Below are 17,677 nucleotides of genomic sequence, written 5' to 3'. Positions count from 1 at the left end.
ATCTGCGGAATAAACCAAGCGCTGCAGCCGCAGTTGCGGAGTTTTTCAGTGCGAGATGGAACGCTCGGCGGTGCGCACGATCGCCTCGATGTACGTGTCGTAGAGCTGTGTGGGCAGGTCATGGGCCATGCCCGCGATCTCGATGTGCTCGGCACCAGGCACGGCATTGGCGACGGCCCGGCCACCGGAGCGGTGCACGAGCGGATCGCTGAGCCCGTGGATCACCGTGACCGGCAGGTCCAGCGTCGTGAGGTCCTTGGTGCGGTCGGACTGCGTCAGCACCGCCAACATGTGCCGCGCGACGCCGCTGGCGATCCAGCCCCGGTCGTACGTCTCGTAGGCCCGGGTGCGGGACAGCTCCTCATCGCTGGGGAAGGCAGGCGACCCGATGACCGCCGAGGTGCGCAGTGACCGGTCGACGTACGAGTCGCGGGTGCGGCCAGCCGAGGCGAGCATTGCGGGGATGACGCGTGGATGCTGCCAGCCGACCCGGCGGTTGCCCGTCGTCGACATGATCGAGGTCATCGACGACGTGCGCTGGGGCTGAGTGATCGCCATGGTCTGGACGATCATGCCGCCCATCGACACGCCGGCCAGGTGCACCCGCTCGACACCGAGGTGGTCGAGCAGGCCGAACGCATCCTCGGCCAGGTCTTTGATGCCGTAGGGAGCCTTGGCCAGGCCCGCGAAGGCGCGCACGACATCGACTTTGCCGACCTTGTGCTGGCGCAGCTTGGTGGAGCGCCCGGTGTCGCGGTTGTCATAGCGGATCACGAGGTAGTCGCGGCGGGCGAGCCGTTCGCAGAAGTCCTCGGACCACCAGCCCATCGGCCCGCCGAGACCCATGACCAGCAGGATCGCCGGGTTCTCGGGATTACCGAAGGTCTCGAAGCAGATGTCGATCCCGGACGGCAACGACGCGAACTGCTCGCCAGAACGATTCATGCCGACCTCAGTGCTCGTAGTCGATCGAGGAGTACGCCTGCAGCTTGCCGAGCTGGTGCTCGCTGCTGATCTTGCGGATCGTGCCGCTGCGCGAGCGCATGACGATCGACTCGGTGTACGCCTTGCCGGCGCCGTAACGGACACCTGCCATCAGCTCACCGTCGGTGATGCCGGTCGCGACGAAGAAGCAGTCGTCGGCGTCGACCAGGTCATTGGTGTGCAGCACCCGGTCGAGGTCGTGGCCGGCGTCGATCGCACGCTGGCGCTCGTCGTCGTCGACCGGCCACAGCTTGCCCTGGATCGTGCCGCCGATGGCCTTGATGGCGCACGCCGTGATGATGCCCTCGGGGGTGCCGCCGATGCCGACCAGCAGATCGACGCCGGTGTCGGGTCGAGCCGCGGTGATGCCGCCGGCCACGTCGCCATCGATGATGAACTTGATCCGGGCGCCAGCCGCGCGAATCTCGTCGACGAGCTTCTGGTGCCGGGGGCGGTCGAGCACACAGACCGTCACATCGCTGTTTGAGATGCCCTTGGCCTTGGCAACCAGGGCGATGTTCTGGGCGACCGGCAGGCGGATGTCGACCAGGTCGGCTGCCTCGGGGCCGGCGATGAGCTTTTCCATGTAGAACACAGCGGACGGGTCGTACATCGATCCGCGGGGCGCGACGGCCATGACCGACACGGCGTTCGGAAGGCTCTTGGCGGTCAGAGTCGTGCCGTCGATCGGGTCGACCGCGACATCGCACTCCGGTCCGGTGCCATCGCCGACGTGCTCGCCGTTGAACAGCATGGGCGCTTCATCCTTCTCGCCCTCGCCGATCACGACAACACCGTCCATCTGCACGGTGTTGATCAGGGTGCGCATGGCGTTGACCGCAACACCATCGGCGCCATTCTTGTCACCACGACCCACCCAGCGGCCAGCGGCCATCGCGCCCGCCTCCGTTACGCGTACGAGGTCGAGGGCGAGATTTCGGTCTGGGGCCTGTTCTGCCGGCTGGAGGCTGTCCACGCGGTCATCCTAGCGGGCGGCTGACATCACGTGACCGGTCGACTTCCCGCTGGTGCGGGGCCCGTAAAGTGGCTACGCCAACGACAGACAGGTAGTGCAGATGAGCCAGAGTGAGGGCGCGAGCTCCCCTCGGTCCAGCCGTGGCAACCCTTCGATGGGCGACATCATCCGCTCAGTCGTGGTGATCGCGCTGATCGTCATGGCGGTCTGGGGCATCGGCAAGTTCTTTACCCGCACTCCCGACAGCCCCGTCACGGCCGTCGACTACGCCACGATCGTCGGACAGGCGCGTCCGGCAGCGGACTTCGCGCTGCTGGCACCGTCGAGCCTGCCAGAGGGTTGGATCGCGAATTCGGCGCGATACGAGCCGAACTCGTGGCACCTCGGCGTACTGACCGACACGGACGCCTACATCGGGCTCGAGCAGGTCAAGATCAGCGTCGATCGAGCGGTCGATCGGTTTGCCGATGGCAGCAAACGCGTCGGTGACGCCGTCATCGCCGGCGAGGACTGGACCGTGAGGTCCGGCCCTCAGGACCGGTGGACGTTCGTACGCCGCGAGGACGGGATCACGATCCTCCTCAACGGCACCGCATCACGCCAGATGATGGAGGACTACGTCTCGTCGCTCGCGTCGAGCTGATCGGCTGCGGCAGCCAGGCGGCTGCGAGCGCCATCGAGCCACTGCTGGCAGATGCCGGCCAGCACCTCACCTCGCTCCCACAGCGCGAGCGACTCATCGAGGCTCGTGCCGCCGACCTCGAGCTTCTGCACGACCGAGATGAGCTCGTCGCGGGCCTGCTCGTAGGGGATCTGGGGTGACTCAGGTGTCTTGGCCATGATCGTCTTCCTTGCCGTGCGGTGTGGTCTCGGTGGTCAGGACGCGGGCGGCGATCGTGCCGTCGACGACCCGGATGCTGAGCTCGACCTCGTCGGCGACCTGCCCGACCGATGTGACGACCGTGCCGTCGGGCAGCTGGGCCACGGCGTAGCCGCGTTCGAGGGTCGCGAGCGGGGACAGCGCGCGTACGCGGGCCAAGTGGTGGCCGATCTCGTCGCCGGCGCGGTCCAGACGGTGGCCCAGCGATCGCCGGGCCCGGTCACGGGCTTCCTGGACGATGGCCTGCTGGGCGTCGACCAGGGTCGACGGTGTCGCCAGGACCGGGCGGGAGCGGATGGCGGCCAGACCGTGCAGCTCGCGGCTCACGATCGCGCCGATCACCAGCCTGGACCGAGCCCGGATGGAAGCCAGGCCGGCGAGCTCCTCGCCGACGTCCGGCACGATCCGCTTGGCTGCATCGGTGGGGGTGGAAGCCCGCAGGTCGGCGACGAGATCGAGGATCGGAGTGTCAGGCTCGTGCCCGATCGCACTGACCACGGGTGTCCGGCAGGCGTGGACCGCACGGATCAGTCCCTCGTCGGAGAATGGCAGCAAGTCCTCGATCGACCCGCCGCCGCGCGCGATGACGATGACCTCGATCGAGTCGTCCGAAGCCAGCTCGGCCAGCCCGCGCATGACATCGGCGGCCGAGCCATTGCCCTGCATCAAGGCGTGCCGGACGACGAAGCGGACGTCGGGCCAGCGCAGGCGCGCGTTCTGCAGGACGTCGCGCTCGGCCGCCGAGTTCTTGCCGGTGATCAGCCCGATGCCGTGGGGAAGGACCGGAAGGCTCAACTTGTGGCGCGGGTCGAACAGGCCCTCGGCGGCGAGCAGCTGCTTGCGGCGCTCGAGCTGGGCCAGCAGCTCACCCTCGCCCTGTGGCCGGATCTCGCGCAGCTCGAGTGCGAGCGTGCCTCGCGGGGCGTAGAAGGAGGGCTTGGCGTGGACGATCACGCGGGCGCCCTCGGTGATCGCACCCGGGGACGCGTCGAGCACGCTGACGTGACACGTGGCCTCGATCGAGATCTTGGCGATCAGGTCCCGCAGGGTCAGGAAGCAGACGCCCTGACGCCGGGTCAGCTGCGCGATCTCGGCCTCGACCCACACCGCGCCGAGGCGCCCGACGTAGCCGTCGATGAGCTGGGAGATCTGGCGCAGCGGGGCGGGTTGGTCCGCCGTCGTCTCCAGAGCCATACGCACACCCTAGGGCGCTGGCCCGACACCGTTAGACTCGTGCACATGTCTTCCACGATCGAGCTCGGCATGCCCCCCGTCGGAGGCAGCGTGCTGCTGGCCGACCCGCGCGGCTACTGCGCAGGTGTCGACCGCGCCGTCATCACGGTGGAGAAGGCGCTCGACCTCTACGGCGCCCCCGTCTACGTCCGCAAGCAGATCGTGCACAACAAACACGTCGTCAACAACTTGTCCGATCGCGGCGCGATCTTCGTCGAGGAGCTCGACGAGGTGCCCCAGGGCGCCACGGTCGTCTTCTCGGCTCACGGCGTCTCGCCGATGGTGCACGCCGAGGCCGCCGATCGCAGCCTCAAGACGATCGATGCGACCTGCCCGCTGGTGACCAAGGTGCACCACGAGGCGCGGCGCTTCGCCAGCGAGGGCTACCGCATCCTGCTGATCGGGCACGAGGGACACGAAGAGGTCGAGGGCACCGCTGGCGAGGCTCCGGACCACATCACCCTGGTCCAGACGCCCGATGACGTCGAGGGGCTCGATTTCCCCGAGGGCACCCGCCTGTCGTGGCTGTCGCAGACGACGCTGAGCGTCGACGAGACGATGGAGACCGTACGCCGGCTGCGCGAGAAGTTCCCGCAGCTGGAGGATCCGCCGAGCGACGACATCTGCTACGCGACGCAGAACCGGCAGGTCGCGGTCAAGGAGATCGCCAAGAATGCCGATCTGGTGATCGTCGTGGGCTCGTCGAACTCGTCCAACTCGGTGCGTCTGGTCGAGGTCGCGCTGGAGGCCGGCGCCAAGGCTTCCTACCGCATCGACGACATCTCCGAGATCGACGAGGCCTGGCTCGAAGGCGTCGAGCACGTGGGCGTCACCTCGGGAGCATCCGTGCCGGACGACCTGGTCCAGGAGGTGCTGGGCTATCTCGCCGATCGCGGGCACCCGGGGGCTGAGGCCGTGCGCACCGCCGACGAGAGCTTGATCTTCGCGCTCCCGCCGGAGCTGCGCCGTGACATGAAGGCAGCCGGCGTCCCCTACAAGTAGGTCTCGACAGGATCAGCTGACCGCCGCTCTCGTCCGAGTACGACGGGCCGCGCGGGACGCCGGTCCCAGATTCCGTCGGGGCCACTGGGCGGGACTGTCAGAATGGGCGGGTGGAGACCGCCCTGACACTCGTGACCCTGCTGGCCATCGTCGTGTCGGTCAGTGCAGGCGCCGGACGCATCGGGTTGCCCGCACCCCTAGTGCTGATCGTCGTCGGCCTGGTCTGCTCCTACCTGCCGTTCGTCCCGGAGTTCGAGCTGACGCCCGAGATCGTGCTGGTCGGCCTGTTGCCGCCGCTGCTGTATGCCGCCGCGATCCGGACCTCATTGATCGACATCCGGACGTACCGCCGCCCGATCGCGCTGCTGTCGGTGGGGCTGGTCCTGTTCACGACGGTTGGTGTGGGGCTGGTCGTCTGGATGCTGATGGACGTGCCGCTGGCGGTGGCACTTGCGCTCGGTGCTGTGGTCGCCCCGCCCGATGCCGTGGCTGCCACCGCGATCGCTCGCCGCGTGGGGCTGCCCCGCCGGGTCGTGACGATCCTCGAGGGCGAGAGCCTGGTCAACGACGCCACCGCGATCGTGACGTTGCGAACCTCTATTGCGGCGATCTCAGGATCGGTCAGCGTGTGGCAGATCGGCGCAGGCTTTGCAGTCTCGGCCATCGGTGGCGTGCTGATCGGCCTGGTCGTTGCCGTCGTGATCGGCAAGATCCGCAGCCATATCCACGACGACGTCACCGATGTCGCGGTGTCGTTGCTGACCCCGTGGATTGCCTACCTCCCGGCCGAGGCGATTCACGTGCCCGGGCTCGACTCCGAACCGTCCGGCGTGCTGGCGGTCGTCGTGGCCGGGGTGATCCTGGGCCACAAGTCGCCGCGCATCCAGTCGGCATCGTCCCGTTTGTTCGAGCGCACCAACTGGACCACGATCTCCTACGTCCTGGAGAACTCGGTCTTCCTCCTGATCGGTCTCCAGATCCGTGCGATCGTGTCCGACCTCGGCGACAGTGCCATGACGGCCACGGAGATCACGGTCGCCTGCGCCGTGGTGCTCGTGACCGTGATCCTGCTGCGGATCGTGTGGGTCTTCCCGGCGACATATCTGCCGCTCATGGTGCCCCGCATCGCGGCCACGGAGTCGCGTCCGGACCCGCGAGCGGCTTTTCTTGTCGCCTGGACCGGTATGCGCGGCGTGGTCACGCTGGCTGCGGTGTTCCTGCTGCCGTCGGACACTCCCGAACGGGAGGTCCTGGTGCTGATGGCGTTCGTCGTCACGGTCGGGACGCTGCTGATCCAGGGGCTGAGCATCCCGTGGCTGGTCCGCGCGCTCAAGGTGCCGGGCCCGGACCCGCAGGAGGACCACTTGCAGGAGGCCACGGTCCTGCAGTCGGTGACAGATGCCGGCATGGCCTACCTCGACGAAGAGGTGACCGACGACATCTCCGAGGCGATCATGCACCGGCTGCGCGAGCGCGCCACTGACCGCACCAACGCGGTGTGGGAGCGGCTCGGCGGCAACGAGACGCCGAGCGCGCAATACGCGCGGATCCGCAACCAGATGATCGGGCGGGAGCGTGAGGAGCTGCTCCGGATCCGCAAGCTCGGCACCGTCGACCAGTCGGTGCTGCAGCTGGTCATGAACTCGTTGGATGTCGAGGAGTCGATCCTGGACCGGGCGTACGACGACGAGGTCTCGGCCGAACGGCAGGAAGATCTGCGGCCGTCGACCGATCCCGCGGCGGCGTGCGAGCATCTCGCGGCGGCGTGCACGGTGCCGACCCCGACCACCCCCATGGGTTGCGAGGAGTGTCTTGCCGAAGGAGTCGGCTGGGTCCACCTGCGGCTGTGCATGGAGTGCGGGCACGTGGGGTGTTGCGACTCCACTGTCGGCAGGCACGCGACCAAACACTTCCAGCAGAGCGGGCACCCCGTGATGCGCAGCTTCGAGGCTGGCGAGGCGTGGCGCTGGTGCTTCATCGACAACGCCAACGGCTGAGGCGAACGCCTAGCGATCGGGGTTGGTCAGGACCCGCAGCGCGATGACGCCGAGCGCGAGTGCCTGGCCCACGACGAGCGTCATGCCGTGGTCAAGGACTGAGGCGATGAGCCGCGCGATGACTCCGGCGTCCTTGGCCAGACCCTCGACCTCGATCGCGGTCGAGGCGAAGATGCTGACCAGCAGGAGGGTGCCGATCAGCAGCGGCGGCGGCAGGACCCCGGTCGGCAGCAGCGCCCGGACGTCAACGGCGAGCGGTGCGGTCACCGCGACCAGGACGAAGCCGATCGAGAACAACAGACCGAGCCGGCCGTCGATCATCAGGTCGAGACCGACCACGCCTGCCATGGCCACACAGGCGGCGAGGATCGCCTGGCGGGCACTGAGATCCCGACGGGCCAAGGCTGCAGGTGTGCGGGACACCGCCTGTGACATGGCTATGACGTTAGTTCATCGACGAGCTCGGGAGCCGTCAATGAACGGGGTGTCGACTCGACGAGGCGGGGGGACTCGACGGGGGTGTCGGAGACGTGCAGGGCGTTGAGCCTGCGTGCGGTGACCAGGAAACGCGACTCGATCGAGCTCACTGCGTCGTTGTACGAGCGCACCGTGCCCTCCAGTGAGCGGCCCAGCTTGTCGACGTGGCCCGCGACGGTGCCGATCCGGTCGTACATCTCCCGCGCGATGGTCTGGATCTCCTGGGCGTTGGCCGCGAGCTGCTCCTGGGTCCAGGCGTAGGCGACCGTGCGGAGCAGGGCGATGAGCGTCGTGGGGGTCGCGAGAACAACCTTCTTGGCCGAGGCGTACTCCAGCAGGGCGGGCTCTGCCTCGAGGGCCGCGGACAGGATCGACTCGCCGGGCACGAACAGCACGACGAACTCGGGGGCCTGGTCGAACTGCGTCCAGTAGGACTTGGCGGCGAGCTGGTCGATGTGGGTGCGTACCTGACGGACGTGTCGGCGCAGGTGCGCGATGCCGTCCTCCTCGGTCTCGGCCTCGGTCACGTCGAGATAGGCGTCGAGGGGGACCTTGGAGTCGACCACGACGCACTTGCCACCCGCGAGTCGGACGACCATGTCGGGCCGCAGCACCGAATCTCCCTGCACGCTGACCTGCAGCTCGAAGTCGCAGTGGTCGAGCATGCCGGCGAGCTCGGCGGTGCGCTTGAGGTGCATCTCGCCCCACCGACCGCGGACCTGTGGGCGGCGAAGTGCGGTGGCCAGCGAGGCGGTCTCCTTGCGTAGGGAGTCGTTGGTCTGGCGTACGGCGTCGACCTGCTCGCGCAGCTGGGCGTGCCACTCGATGCGGCTGGCCTCGAGCTCGCGCAGGCGTTCGCCGAAGCGGTCGAGGCTCTCCCGCACCGGCTCGACGGCCTGGGCCGTCGCCGCGCTGGACAGGCTGAGGTCGTGTGCCGAGGCCGATGGTGCGCGGCGGCTGCCGAGCAGCACCCCCACGGCGAGTCCAGCGACGAGGGCAAGCAGGGCGGTCAGGAGAAGGGGGAAGGCTTCCATGACCTCAGCATGCGCGCGACCGCGGACACTTTCGTGCAGGTCGGCCCGCGGGACTGATAGAACCGAGGGGTGAGCACCACGATCGGGACCGAGCGGCTCGTCCTGCGCCCGTACGTCGACGGCGACGCCGACCGCGTGCTCGACATCCATAGCCGCCTCGAGGTCATCCAGTGGCTGGACGACCCGCCGCACACGCCGATGGGTGGTGACGACGAGGCGCTCGCGTGGATCGCCGACTGGCGCGTCACTGCGGAGAGCGGCCCGTACGACGCCGGGTACGCCATCGAGGTCCGGGAGTCGGGTCTCGTGGCGGGCACCGTGATGGTCGTGCCGCTCCCCAACGCCGAGCACGGTGAGCGCCAGATCGGCTGGCACCTGCACCCCGACTCCGTCGGCCACGGCTACGCCACGGAGGCCGCCGTGGCTCTGCTCGACCACGTCTTCGCCGCAGGCCTGGACGAGATCTGGTGCGACATGTTTGTGGACAACGCTCCGTCGGCAGCGATCGCCGAGCGGCTTGGCCTCCGTCCGCTCGGGGTGGTGCCGGATCCCTGGTACGCCGGCGACAGCAGGCTCTTCCATGCCACCGGAGCGGACTGGAGCCGCCGTGATCACCACTGAGCGCCTGACCCTTCGGCGGTTCACTCCGGACGACGCGAACTTCCTGTTCGACCTGTTCGGTCGGCCCGAGGTCGCACGCTGGAGCGGGCGGGGCGTTGCGATGAGCCACCGTGGCGAGGCCGTCGAGCGCATCGCCGGCCAGCCACAGCGAATCGGAAGTCACCCCGCCGCGGGGATATTTGCGGTCATCCCACGCATCGCGGAGTCACCGGTCGGGATGGTCATGCTGGTCCCGATCCCGAGCAGTACGGGGTTCGCGGGCGAGCGCATGGAGATCGGGTGGCACTTCCTCCCGGACGTGTGGGGGCAGGGGTATGCGACTGAGGCGGCCCGGGTCCTGGTCGACCGTGCGTTCGCTTCGGACGTACCGGCGCTGTACGCCGTGACGGATCCGCTGAACGTCGCATCGCAGGCCGTGTGCGCCCGACTCGGCATGACGGACCTGGGTCTGCGGGTCGACTGGTACGACCGAGAGCTCCGGGCGTTTCGCCTCGACCGCCCCTGAACCCGTACGATTGTCAATCGTGGCTCTCAGCATCGGCATCGTAGGACTCCCCAACGCGGGCAAGTCGACCCTTTTCAACGCACTGACCAAGAACAACGTTCTTGCGGCGAACTACCCGTTCGCGACGATCGAGCCCAACGTCGGGGTGGTCGGTGTGCCCGACTCCCGACTGGGTGAGCTCGCCAAGATCTTCGGCTCGGAAAAGCAGCTGCCCGCGACGGTGCAGTTCGTCGACATCGCCGGCATCGTCCGCGGTGCCTCCGAGGGTGAGGGCATGGGCAACAAGTTCCTGTCGCACATCCGGGAGTCCGACGCGATCTGCCAGGTCACCCGCGTCTTCCGCGACGAGGACGTCACGCACGTCGACGGCGACGTCAACCCGGCCAACGACATCGAAACGATCTCGATCGAGCTGGCGCTCGCCGACCTGCAGACCCTCGAGAATGCGCTGCCGCGGCTCGACAAGGACTCGCGCAAGGACAAGTCGCTCGTCCCCGTGTTCGAGGAGGCCATGAAGGCCAAGGAGGCGCTCGAGGCCGGCACCAGCGTGCTCAAGGCCGAACTTGACCTGGTGTTGCTGCGCGATCTGCACCTGATGACGTCCAAGCGGTTCATCTACGTCTTCAACTGCGACACCGACGAGCTCGCTGACGAGGGCCTCAAGGCCCGCATGCGCGAGATCTGTGCCCCCGCCGAGGCGATCTTCCTCGACGCCAAGTCCGAGGCCGAGCTTGTCGAGCTCGGCGACGACGAGGAGGCCGAGATCATGCGCGCCGAGATGCTCGCGGACATGGGCGTCACCGAGCCCGGTCTCGATGCTCTCGCCCGCGTCGGCTTCGACACTCTCGGCCTGCAGACGTACCTCACCGCCGGTCCCAAGGAGTCGCGCGCGTGGACGATCTCCAAGGGCGCGACAGCGCCGCAGGCCGCTGGCGTCATCCACACAGACTTCGAGCGCGGATTCATCAAGGCCGAGATCGTGTCCTTCGCGGATCTGCACGAATCTGGCTCGATGGCCGCGGCCAAGTCCGCCGGCAAGGTGCGCATGGAGGGCAAGGACTACGTCATGGTCGACGGCGACGTGGTGGAGTTCCGCTTCAACGTTTAAGAAGGTCTGCTTGCGTAGGTGAGCTGGGGTGTAGTCGCGCACACCCCGCAAGAAATTGTGCCGCGCGGGTTCATCGAAGGTATTTCTGAGGTGCTCGGGGGATGTCTCGGGCCGTCGGAAGCGTGCTCGGCGACACTGCTTTGGCGATGAAATGGGGCAGGTCGACGTGGCACCGATTCATGCCGCCTCGCGTACCTGATTGAACTGGGATCGTCAGTTTGAACGGTTAGGAGTCGCCGGGCGAGGTGTAGCCGGCTTCGTAGGCGTACATCACCAGTTGTGCGCGGTCTCGGTAACTGAGCTTGGTCAGCAGGGTGCTGACGTGGGTCTTTACGGTGCCGTAGCCGAGGTATAGCTCGGCGGCGATCTCTTGATTGGAGAGACCGCGGGCTACGGCTAGCAGGACGTCTCGTTCGCGATCGGTGAGGCGGTCGTCTGGGATGAGTCGTGGTTCTGGGTGTGCCACGAGCTGTTCGATGAGTCGCCTGGTGACGCGGGGGTGGAGCAGCGCCTCGCCGGCCGCGACCACTTCGATGGCATCGAGTAGCTGTGCCGGCCGGGTGTCCTTGAGTAGGAAGCCGCTCGCGCCTGATCGCAGTGCCTCCATAACCAGCTCGTCCTCGTCGAAGGTGGTGAGGACGATGATTCGGGTGTCCGCACACGAGGGGTCAGCCAAGATGGTCCGGGTTGCGGACAGTCCGTCGAGGTGCGGCATCCGGACGTCCATGACGACCACGTCGGGCGTTGTGCGTCGACAGATGCTGATTGCTTCGATGCCGTCGTTGGCCTCGCCGACGACCTCGATGCCGGGGGCCGATCCGAGCAGGAGAATGAACCCGGCCCGGACCAGGTCCTGGTCATCCACGACTGCGACACGGATCATCGTCTAGCTCCGAGGGGCAGAACTGCGAGGACGCGAAACCCGGCATCGTGGGGGCCGACGTCGAGCGTTCCGGCGAGCAGGCGGACCCGCTCTCGAAGTCCGAGCAGTCCGTGGCCAGGACCCAAGCCCTGTTCTGGTCGCGTCGGACCGGGATCGACGACCTGGATGCTGAGCCCGGTCGGGGATGCGTTGAGCGTGACGGTCGCCGTGGCCGATGCCGAGTGCTTGATGATGTTGGTCAGCGACTCCTGGACGATGCGGTACGCCGCCAACGACGCCGCGGCATCGAGATCGGGCATCGCGCTCGGGCCAGTCAGCTGGACCGTGAGCCCTGCGGCTCGCATGTCCTCCACAAGCGCTGAGATTTCGTGCAGTCCTTGGGCAGGGGGCCGGGTGGCCCCTTCGGGCGCCTCGCGCAGCATCCCGAGCATCGCCCGGGTCTGCTCCAGCGCCCGACGGCTGGTGTCGGCGATGACCTCCAGGCTTCGTTCGGCCGCAGCGACGTCGGAGCGGATCACATACGCACCCACACCGGCCTGTACTGCGATCAGCGACATGCTGTGCGCGACCACGTCGTGCAGCTCCCGTGCAATGTGGAGCCTCTCGTCGGTCACCGCAGCCTCGACCTGCTCTCGCTGCTGGACGCGCTGCTGCTCGCGCCGCGAGCGAACGGCATCTCCCAGCGCCCACGCGGCCACGAGCAGGGCCAGCGACTGAAGCAGGACCGAGGTGCCGAGGTCAGGTACGTCGAGCAGCGCGAGGCCCACGAAGCAGGCCACGGCGATCCCGAACCCGGCCAGCCCTCGTCTGCGCCGGCCGTGAGCGGCCAACGAGTACAGGCTGAGCAGGAACAGAACCGAAAGGAGCCCGATGTAGTGGTCAGCGAGAGTCACGACCAGGCAGCCGGCCACCATCACCGCGAAGGACGTCAACGGACGGCGCCTGCGCCAGGCCAACGAGCCGGCGGCCGCGAGGGTCGCGATGACGGCGACAGCATCCGGGTCCCGCAGTCGCGGGTCGATCGTGCTCGGATCCGCTCCCAGCAACGCGACGACCGCAAGCACGGCTGCCGTGAGTCCGATCGCAGGATCGAGGTAGGGGCCGAGGCGCTGCGCGGCAACAGTCCACCCGTTGCGGCGCGCCGCCGAGGGCGCCGTCTGCGCAATCATGGCCAGAGACTACGCCGCCGCGATCGGCGCCGGCTGCGCCGCTCCACAGTCCTGCCCTGGCGTGCGCCACACCCGGGCGTAGCGCCAGAGCAGGACGGCGGTCACGACGACCACAGCTAACGTTGCGGCCCCGGTCTCCCCGGCGACGTATGCGATGTTCATGGATCCGCCCGACACGACACCGGCGGCACCCAGGTCGAAGGCCGTGTTGACCGTGTTGTGCGCGATCGCCACCGGCCAGACAGACTTCGATCGGTCCCAGATCCAGGCATAGAAGACCCCGCCGGCCGTGATCAGGGCGACCACCACTGGTGCGGCCAGCCAGCGTGGGACCCCGGTGTCGTAGGTCGTCGCGAGCAGGATCAACGGCAGATGGAAGCAGCCGTGGACGAACCCGGTGGCCAGCGCCGCTTGGCGCTGGGTGCCGGTGAGCGCCTGCATCCGTGGCAAAAGGTAGCCGCGCCAGCCGATCTCCTCACCCAGGATGATGATCGTCCCGAGGACCGCACTGATGGCGAGATTGATCGCCCATTCCAGATTTGCGTCCCCCGGGCGTACCGTCAGGCGGCCCACTCCGAACGCGACCGCTGTCCCGTACGCCGCAGCGCACAGCACGAACGGAATCGCGACCGCCATCGGCCAGGTCCTCAACCCGGCGCGGCCGAGCCCGAACCCTCGCCAGACCTCTCCACGTCCGCCTCCTCGTGGGTGATGGTCAATGTCAGGATCGCGACCGTCACGGTCGGCACCAGGACGGTGAGCAGCAAGTTGATGTTTGCGTGAGGGAATGCGACGACGACTGCGGTGGCCAACGAGAACGTGACACCTACGTACGCGGCCACTTCGCGCTTGAGATTACTAGTTGAGTTCATGCCACAACGGTGCCGCGAGATCGCGGGGGGCCGCGTCTGGCTACAGACGTGAATTGGCTATGTCTCAAGACGGAGGCGCGGTTGCGCGCCGCTGCATGGACACCGACGCCATCAGTGCTGTGTGCGCGACCACGACCTCATGGAGGAGTCGGCGGTTTGCAGCCAATCCAGGTGTGAGTGCCGATGCTGATCACGCGCCCGGACGAGTCGCGGTAGAAGAAGCGGCGCACGCCCCACTCTTCTGTTGTCAGTGGGTGCACAATCTCGACGCCCGATGCCACCGCCGCGTCGTGGGCGGCCTCGATGTCGTCGACGAAGATTGAAACGTCAGGGTTGACCGACTCGTTCGATCTTCATCTGCTCAGTTCATCATCCCCATTGATGTCGGTCCAGAGATGGAGTAGCCGCGGAACCTCGTGGAGTTCCGATTTAATGTCTGGCTGGGAAGGTCTCACGATGCTTGTCGCTGGCGACGCGGCCCCGCGTCCCGAGCTTCCAAAACTGACGCAAGGCCCGTCGAGAAGGTGACGGTGGGGCCCACGTCACGCTGTGAGTGCTGCTAGGGGACGATTTTCGTCGCGACGAGCTTGCCCATGGTGCCACCTCGATTGCCGATTTCGTAGAGGCTACTCAGCTCGTTGAGCGGGAGCTGCTCGGCGATGACCACTCGTAGTTCTCCTGTCGCCAGCAAGGCAGCGATTGACTCGAGACCGGCATAGTCGGGTTCGACGAGCAAGAAGTGGGCGCTGATCCCCGCTTCTCGCTGCTCCCCGGCTGTCGGAATCGCGGGCGAGATCGAGGCAAGTCGGCCCCCGCGCCGCAGCGTCGCGACGGATCGAGCCGCCGTTTCGCCGTCGCCCACAAGATCGAGGACGGCATCCATGTCCTGAGCCTGGTCTTCGAACCTCTCGTTGCGATAGTCGATGACGTGGTCAGCGCCGAGATCGCGCAGCGCATCGTGGTTCCGGGCCGATGCGGTTGTCCACACCTCGGCCCCACGGGCCTTCGCGATCTGGACGGCGAGGTGACCCACTCCGCCAGCACCCGCGTGGATGAGCACTCGATCGCCGGTGCCTACCTGAAGAACGTCAACGAGGGTCTGCCAAGCAGTCAGCCCGGCGAGTGGCGCCGCTCCCGCATCGACGAATGAAACTCCGTAGGGGATGAGGGCGAGCTCACGCGCCCTGGCCACCATGAACTCGGCGTAGGAGTGCGCGAAGTCCTGAAAGCGCGGCATTCCGAACACGCGGTCGCCAACGGAGAAGCGCGTCACTCCTGGCCCCACCTCGACGACTGTCCCGGCGACGTCCCAGCCCATGATCACGCCGGCGCCCGGCCCGGGACCAGCTGGAGCCTTGGGGGCGCTGCGAACCTTCCAGTCCGCCGGGTTCACACCGACTGCCTCGACCTCGATCATCACCTCGGTTCCGCTCGGTACCGGGCGATTCACGGTGGAAAGCTCGAAGCCGTCACCATCGTCTGTCGTCATGGCCAGCATTGTTGTCGTCATCGGTCTTCCTTTGTACGTCGCGATTCTCGGGTTGCTTTCGGGAACAGGGAACTGACACCGTTTGTTCCCGTTGGCATGACAACCGAGACGAACGAGCGCCACGCGACAGACGTTGCCGCCTTCTACGACTTGATGTTCAACCAAAACCGACCGCGTGAAGCGATCGAGCTCTACGCGGGCGATGAGTATCGGCAGCACAATCCACATGTCGGAGACGGAAAGCAAGCCTTCATCGACTATTTCGAGCGAATGGCTGCCGAGTACCCCGGAAAACGGGTCGAGTTCAAGCGCGTGGTCAGCGACGGCTCCTTCGTGGTGTTGCATTGCCACCAGATTTGGCCGGACGAAGAGTATGCCGGTATGGATATCTTCCGCCTCGACGAGAACGGCAAGATCGTCGAACACTGGGATGTTCTTCAAGTCATCGGCGACGATTCCGCGAACGGCAACGGCATGTTCTGAGCCAGACACCGCGCGCAATCATGGGCGCCTCCTGCTCGAGAGGCTTGCGAGTCCACGCCTATCCGCGGCGGTGGAGACAGCAACTCGGCCAACTCGACGATGGCCGATTTGCTTTCAGGGGACTGCCGAGGCCCACGCGTACGAGCCCACTCACAGTTTGTTCCTGTTGAAGGCGGTCGAAGCTGTTTTGGCTAAGCGGCAATAGCCTGGTCTCTCTGCTGAAGGCTGAGGTCGTTTGGCGACGGAACGTGGTCGAGTTCGGCTTCAACCGCTGAGCAAGGCGGGCCTGAGCCGCCTTCGACCGCTTCTGCGATGGATAGCCCCTCGGAGCCAGTGGTCAGAGTCGACCTAGGATCGGCGTATGGATCCGCACGCCACTGAGCCGTCACCGCCCATCGGGCTCCAGCCGGAGAGCCTGGACGCCTACCTGCAGCCGACCGAGTTCATCGATTCCGATGACGCCGCGGTGATCGAGTTCGCTCGGCGAACCACCGCCGGGGCCAGCAGCGACGTGGAGCGAGCCGGCCTTCTGTACCGCGCGGTCCGCGACGGCATCCGCTACGACCCCTACTCGGTGTCGGGCGACCGTGCTGACTACCGCGCGTCCAGCATCCTGGGCGTGGACGCGGCTTTCTGCGTTCCCAAGGCGGTGCTGCTCGCTGCCGCGGCTCGGGCTGTGGGCATCCCCTCCCGGGTCGGGTTCGCCGATGTCCGCAATCACCTCCAGAGCGACAAGCTGCGCGAGCAGATGGGAACCGACCTGTTCGTCTGCCACGGCTTCACCGAGCTCTACCTCAACGACCGCTGGTTCAAGGTGACCCCGACCTTCAACGTCGAGCTGTGCGAGCGGTTCGGTGTCGCTCCCCTCGACTTCGACGGCACGTCCGACGCGCTTCTCCACGAGCACGACGCCCATGGCGGGCGCCACATGGAGTACGTCCACGACCGGGGGGCCTTCGTCGACCTGCCGTTCGAGTGGTTGCTCGCCATGCTGCGCCACTACTACGGAGACAACTTCCCCACCGGGGCGACACCATCGAGCGCGGAGCCTGACGAGATGTTCGCGCCCCGCGGTGAGCGGTAGCCGCGGGGCCGCCAGCTCTGGCGACGAGCGGCACCTCGCGCGGATCACGCGTCGATGCGTCGACCAGCGGTGATTCGTTCGCTCGCGTAGAGGCGGAACAACAGGTAGGCCGCGACGGCGTCCAGCAGATGCCAGGCGGCGTGGCCCTGGAGCAGTGAGTCCGGGTCGCACCAGCCGTGCTGGGACAGGGTCCAGATCGCGAAAGCGACGAGCATCGACGTCAGCGCGGCGGCGCCGTACCTCAGATCCACGCGCGCGCGACCACGTCGCCACAGCATTGTCTCCACGACCACAGCGGCCACGAGCAGGAGGCCGAAGGCGGCATTGCCGGTGGAGTGCACCACCGGAATCTGCCGGTCCGAGAGGCCGGTCAGCTCGCATGCGGCGACGAGCAGCACGAACACCTGCCAGAAGAACGTCGAATCTCGACGCCGCCAGCGGGTCACGGCGTATGCCGCGGCGAAGCTCGCGACCAGGTACATCGAGGTCATGTCCAGCAACCCGCCCAGCGATGACTGGGTCGCGTGCATGGCGGCACTCGCCGGTCCGAGGAGCACCACGAGGCATGCATAGCCAGTCGTGAGCCCGGGAAACCGCGGCAGCGTGTCGCCCAGACGCTCGGGGAATCGAGCCCGCCAAGCGACCGCGAGCCCGGCGACGACGAATCCCAGGTTGGAGAGTGCGTTGGCCGGCTGCTTGACCCAGCCGGCGCGAGCGGCCTCGCAGAAGTTGCCCCCGCGGCCGACGTCGGCGCCGAGCCAGCCCACGCGCACGGCCAGCACGAGCAGGCCGATCGACACCGTCGCCGTTGTCAGCGTCGCGACCAGGGGGCGAGGACGGCGGGCAACGGGCACATCGTGAACCTAGCGGAGTTCGGCCA

At 67.2% G+C, this 17,677-nt stretch carries 21 protein-coding genes; 8 read left to right on the top strand and 13 right to left on the bottom strand.

Annotation, left to right across the window (positions count from 1 at the left end; genetic code table 11):
- Positions 1-45 precede the first annotated feature (45 nt).
- Both C6I20_RS11675 and glpX read right to left on the bottom strand, forming a co-directional pair.
- Complete coding sequence (locus tag C6I20_RS11675; protein WP_118396121.1) at positions 46-945, bottom strand: alpha/beta fold hydrolase; 900 nt, start codon at positions 943-945, stop codon at positions 46-48.
- A gap of 7 nt (positions 946-952) precedes the next feature.
- Complete coding sequence (gene glpX / locus C6I20_RS11670; protein WP_118396120.1) at positions 953-1,960, bottom strand: class II fructose-bisphosphatase; 1,008 nt, start codon at positions 1,958-1,960, stop codon at positions 953-955.
- A gap of 100 nt (positions 1,961-2,060) precedes the next feature.
- Here glpX and C6I20_RS11665 point away from each other — a divergent pair, with 100 nt between their 5' ends.
- Positions 2,061-2,603 carry a DUF4245 domain-containing protein gene (locus C6I20_RS11665; protein WP_118396119.1) on the top strand — a complete coding sequence of 181 codons (543 nt, stop codon included), beginning with the start codon at positions 2,061-2,063 and terminating at the stop codon, positions 2,601-2,603.
- On the opposite strand, the gene C6I20_RS11660 is transcribed toward C6I20_RS11665, so the two are convergent.
- Both C6I20_RS11660 and xseA read right to left on the bottom strand, forming a co-directional pair.
- Complete coding sequence (locus C6I20_RS11660; RefSeq protein ID WP_118396118.1) at positions 2,576-2,800, bottom strand: exodeoxyribonuclease VII small subunit; 225 nt, start codon at positions 2,798-2,800, stop codon at positions 2,576-2,578. The genes C6I20_RS11665 and C6I20_RS11660 overlap by 28 nt on opposite strands.
- Entirely contained in the window at positions 2,784-4,034 is a 1,251-nt protein-coding gene (xseA, locus tag C6I20_RS11655; RefSeq protein ID WP_118398864.1) for an exodeoxyribonuclease VII large subunit, read from the bottom strand. The genes C6I20_RS11660 and xseA overlap by 17 nt, the downstream gene beginning before the upstream one ends.
- A gap of 45 nt (positions 4,035-4,079) precedes the next feature.
- On the opposite strand from xseA, the gene C6I20_RS11650 reads away from it, so the two are divergent.
- On the top strand, positions 4,080-5,075 hold the full coding sequence (locus C6I20_RS11650; protein ID WP_118396117.1) for a 4-hydroxy-3-methylbut-2-enyl diphosphate reductase: 996 nt from the start codon (positions 4,080-4,082) through the stop codon (positions 5,073-5,075).
- A 110-nt stretch (positions 5,076-5,185) separates the two neighbouring features.
- Positions 5,186-7,072 carry a Na+/H+ antiporter gene (locus tag C6I20_RS11645; RefSeq protein ID WP_118396116.1) on the top strand — a complete coding sequence of 629 codons (1,887 nt, stop codon included), beginning with the start codon at positions 5,186-5,188 and terminating at the stop codon, positions 7,070-7,072.
- Positions 7,073-7,081: 9 nt separating this feature from the next.
- On the opposite strand, the gene C6I20_RS11640 is transcribed toward C6I20_RS11645, so the two are convergent.
- Positions 7,082-7,507, bottom strand: coding sequence for a DUF6542 domain-containing protein (locus tag C6I20_RS11640; RefSeq protein ID WP_118396115.1), 426 nt, complete (start codon positions 7,505-7,507; stop codon positions 7,082-7,084).
- A gap of 2 nt (positions 7,508-7,509) precedes the next feature.
- Entirely contained in the window at positions 7,510-8,583 is a 1,074-nt protein-coding gene (locus C6I20_RS11635) for a DNA recombination protein RmuC (RefSeq protein WP_162891288.1), read from the bottom strand.
- Positions 8,584-8,652: 69 nt separating this feature from the next.
- On the opposite strand from C6I20_RS11635, the gene C6I20_RS11630 reads away from it, so the two are divergent.
- From C6I20_RS11630 to ychF, 3 genes are read left to right on the top strand one after another with little or no spacing between them, the layout of a single operon-like run.
- Positions 8,653-9,204, top strand: coding sequence for a GNAT family N-acetyltransferase (locus C6I20_RS11630; RefSeq protein ID WP_118396113.1), 552 nt, complete (start codon positions 8,653-8,655; stop codon positions 9,202-9,204).
- Complete coding sequence (locus C6I20_RS11625) at positions 9,191-9,709, top strand: GNAT family N-acetyltransferase (RefSeq protein WP_162891287.1); 519 nt, start codon at positions 9,191-9,193, stop codon at positions 9,707-9,709. The genes C6I20_RS11630 and C6I20_RS11625 overlap by 14 nt, the downstream gene beginning before the upstream one ends.
- 19 nt (positions 9,710-9,728) lie before the next feature.
- A complete protein-coding gene (gene ychF / locus C6I20_RS11620; RefSeq protein WP_118396111.1) occupies positions 9,729-10,817 on the top strand; it encodes a redox-regulated ATPase YchF in 1,089 nt (362 codons plus the stop codon).
- Between the two features lie 226 nt (positions 10,818-11,043).
- Here the strand turns inward: ychF and C6I20_RS11615 are convergent, their stop codons facing one another.
- The 6 genes from C6I20_RS11615 to C6I20_RS17850 all read right to left on the bottom strand — a co-directional run bounded on the left by C6I20_RS11615 (position 11,044) and on the right by C6I20_RS17850 (position 15,158).
- Positions 11,044-11,700 carry a response regulator transcription factor gene (locus tag C6I20_RS11615; RefSeq protein ID WP_118396110.1) on the bottom strand — a complete coding sequence of 219 codons (657 nt, stop codon included), beginning with the start codon at positions 11,698-11,700 and terminating at the stop codon, positions 11,044-11,046.
- Complete coding sequence (locus tag C6I20_RS11610; protein WP_118396109.1) at positions 11,697-12,869, bottom strand: sensor histidine kinase; 1,173 nt, start codon at positions 12,867-12,869, stop codon at positions 11,697-11,699. Before C6I20_RS11610 ends, C6I20_RS11615 begins: the two co-directional genes overlap by 4 nt.
- A gap of 9 nt (positions 12,870-12,878) precedes the next feature.
- Positions 12,879-13,505, bottom strand: coding sequence for a CPBP family intramembrane glutamic endopeptidase (locus C6I20_RS11605; RefSeq protein ID WP_118396108.1), 627 nt, complete (start codon positions 13,503-13,505; stop codon positions 12,879-12,881).
- An 11-nt stretch (positions 13,506-13,516) separates the two neighbouring features.
- On the bottom strand, positions 13,517-13,741 hold the full coding sequence (locus C6I20_RS11600; protein WP_162891286.1) for a hypothetical protein: 225 nt from the start codon (positions 13,739-13,741) through the stop codon (positions 13,517-13,519).
- 137 nt (positions 13,742-13,878) lie between these two features.
- Entirely contained in the window at positions 13,879-14,046 is a 168-nt protein-coding gene (locus C6I20_RS17855) for a VOC family protein (protein ID WP_371682683.1), read from the bottom strand.
- A gap of 254 nt (positions 14,047-14,300) precedes the next feature.
- Positions 14,301-15,158, bottom strand: coding sequence for an NADP-dependent oxidoreductase (locus C6I20_RS17850; protein WP_371682682.1), 858 nt, complete (start codon positions 15,156-15,158; stop codon positions 14,301-14,303).
- Positions 15,159-15,326: 168 nt separating this feature from the next.
- Between C6I20_RS17850 and C6I20_RS17845 the strand changes: the two genes are divergently transcribed.
- Together C6I20_RS17845 and C6I20_RS11580 are read left to right on the top strand one after the other, a co-directional pair.
- Positions 15,327-15,713 carry a nuclear transport factor 2 family protein gene (locus tag C6I20_RS17845; protein ID WP_118396105.1) on the top strand — a complete coding sequence of 129 codons (387 nt, stop codon included), beginning with the start codon at positions 15,327-15,329 and terminating at the stop codon, positions 15,711-15,713.
- 361 nt (positions 15,714-16,074) lie between these two features.
- Positions 16,075-16,797 carry a transglutaminase family protein gene (locus C6I20_RS11580; RefSeq protein ID WP_118396104.1) on the top strand — a complete coding sequence of 241 codons (723 nt, stop codon included), beginning with the start codon at positions 16,075-16,077 and terminating at the stop codon, positions 16,795-16,797.
- Positions 16,798-16,841: 44 nt separating this feature from the next.
- Here C6I20_RS11580 and C6I20_RS11575 read toward each other — a convergent pair whose 3' ends face one another.
- Positions 16,842-17,651 carry a ceramidase domain-containing protein gene (locus tag C6I20_RS11575; protein WP_118396103.1) on the bottom strand — a complete coding sequence of 270 codons (810 nt, stop codon included), beginning with the start codon at positions 17,649-17,651 and terminating at the stop codon, positions 16,842-16,844.
- Positions 17,652-17,677 lie beyond the last annotated feature (26 nt).

The organism is Aeromicrobium sp. A1-2 (assembly GCF_003443875.1).
Lineage (GTDB): Bacteria > Actinomycetota > Actinomycetes > Propionibacteriales > Nocardioidaceae > Aeromicrobium.
The sequence above is the reverse complement of the archived record's forward strand: the minus strand, read 5'-3'. Positions and strand labels throughout refer to the sequence as shown.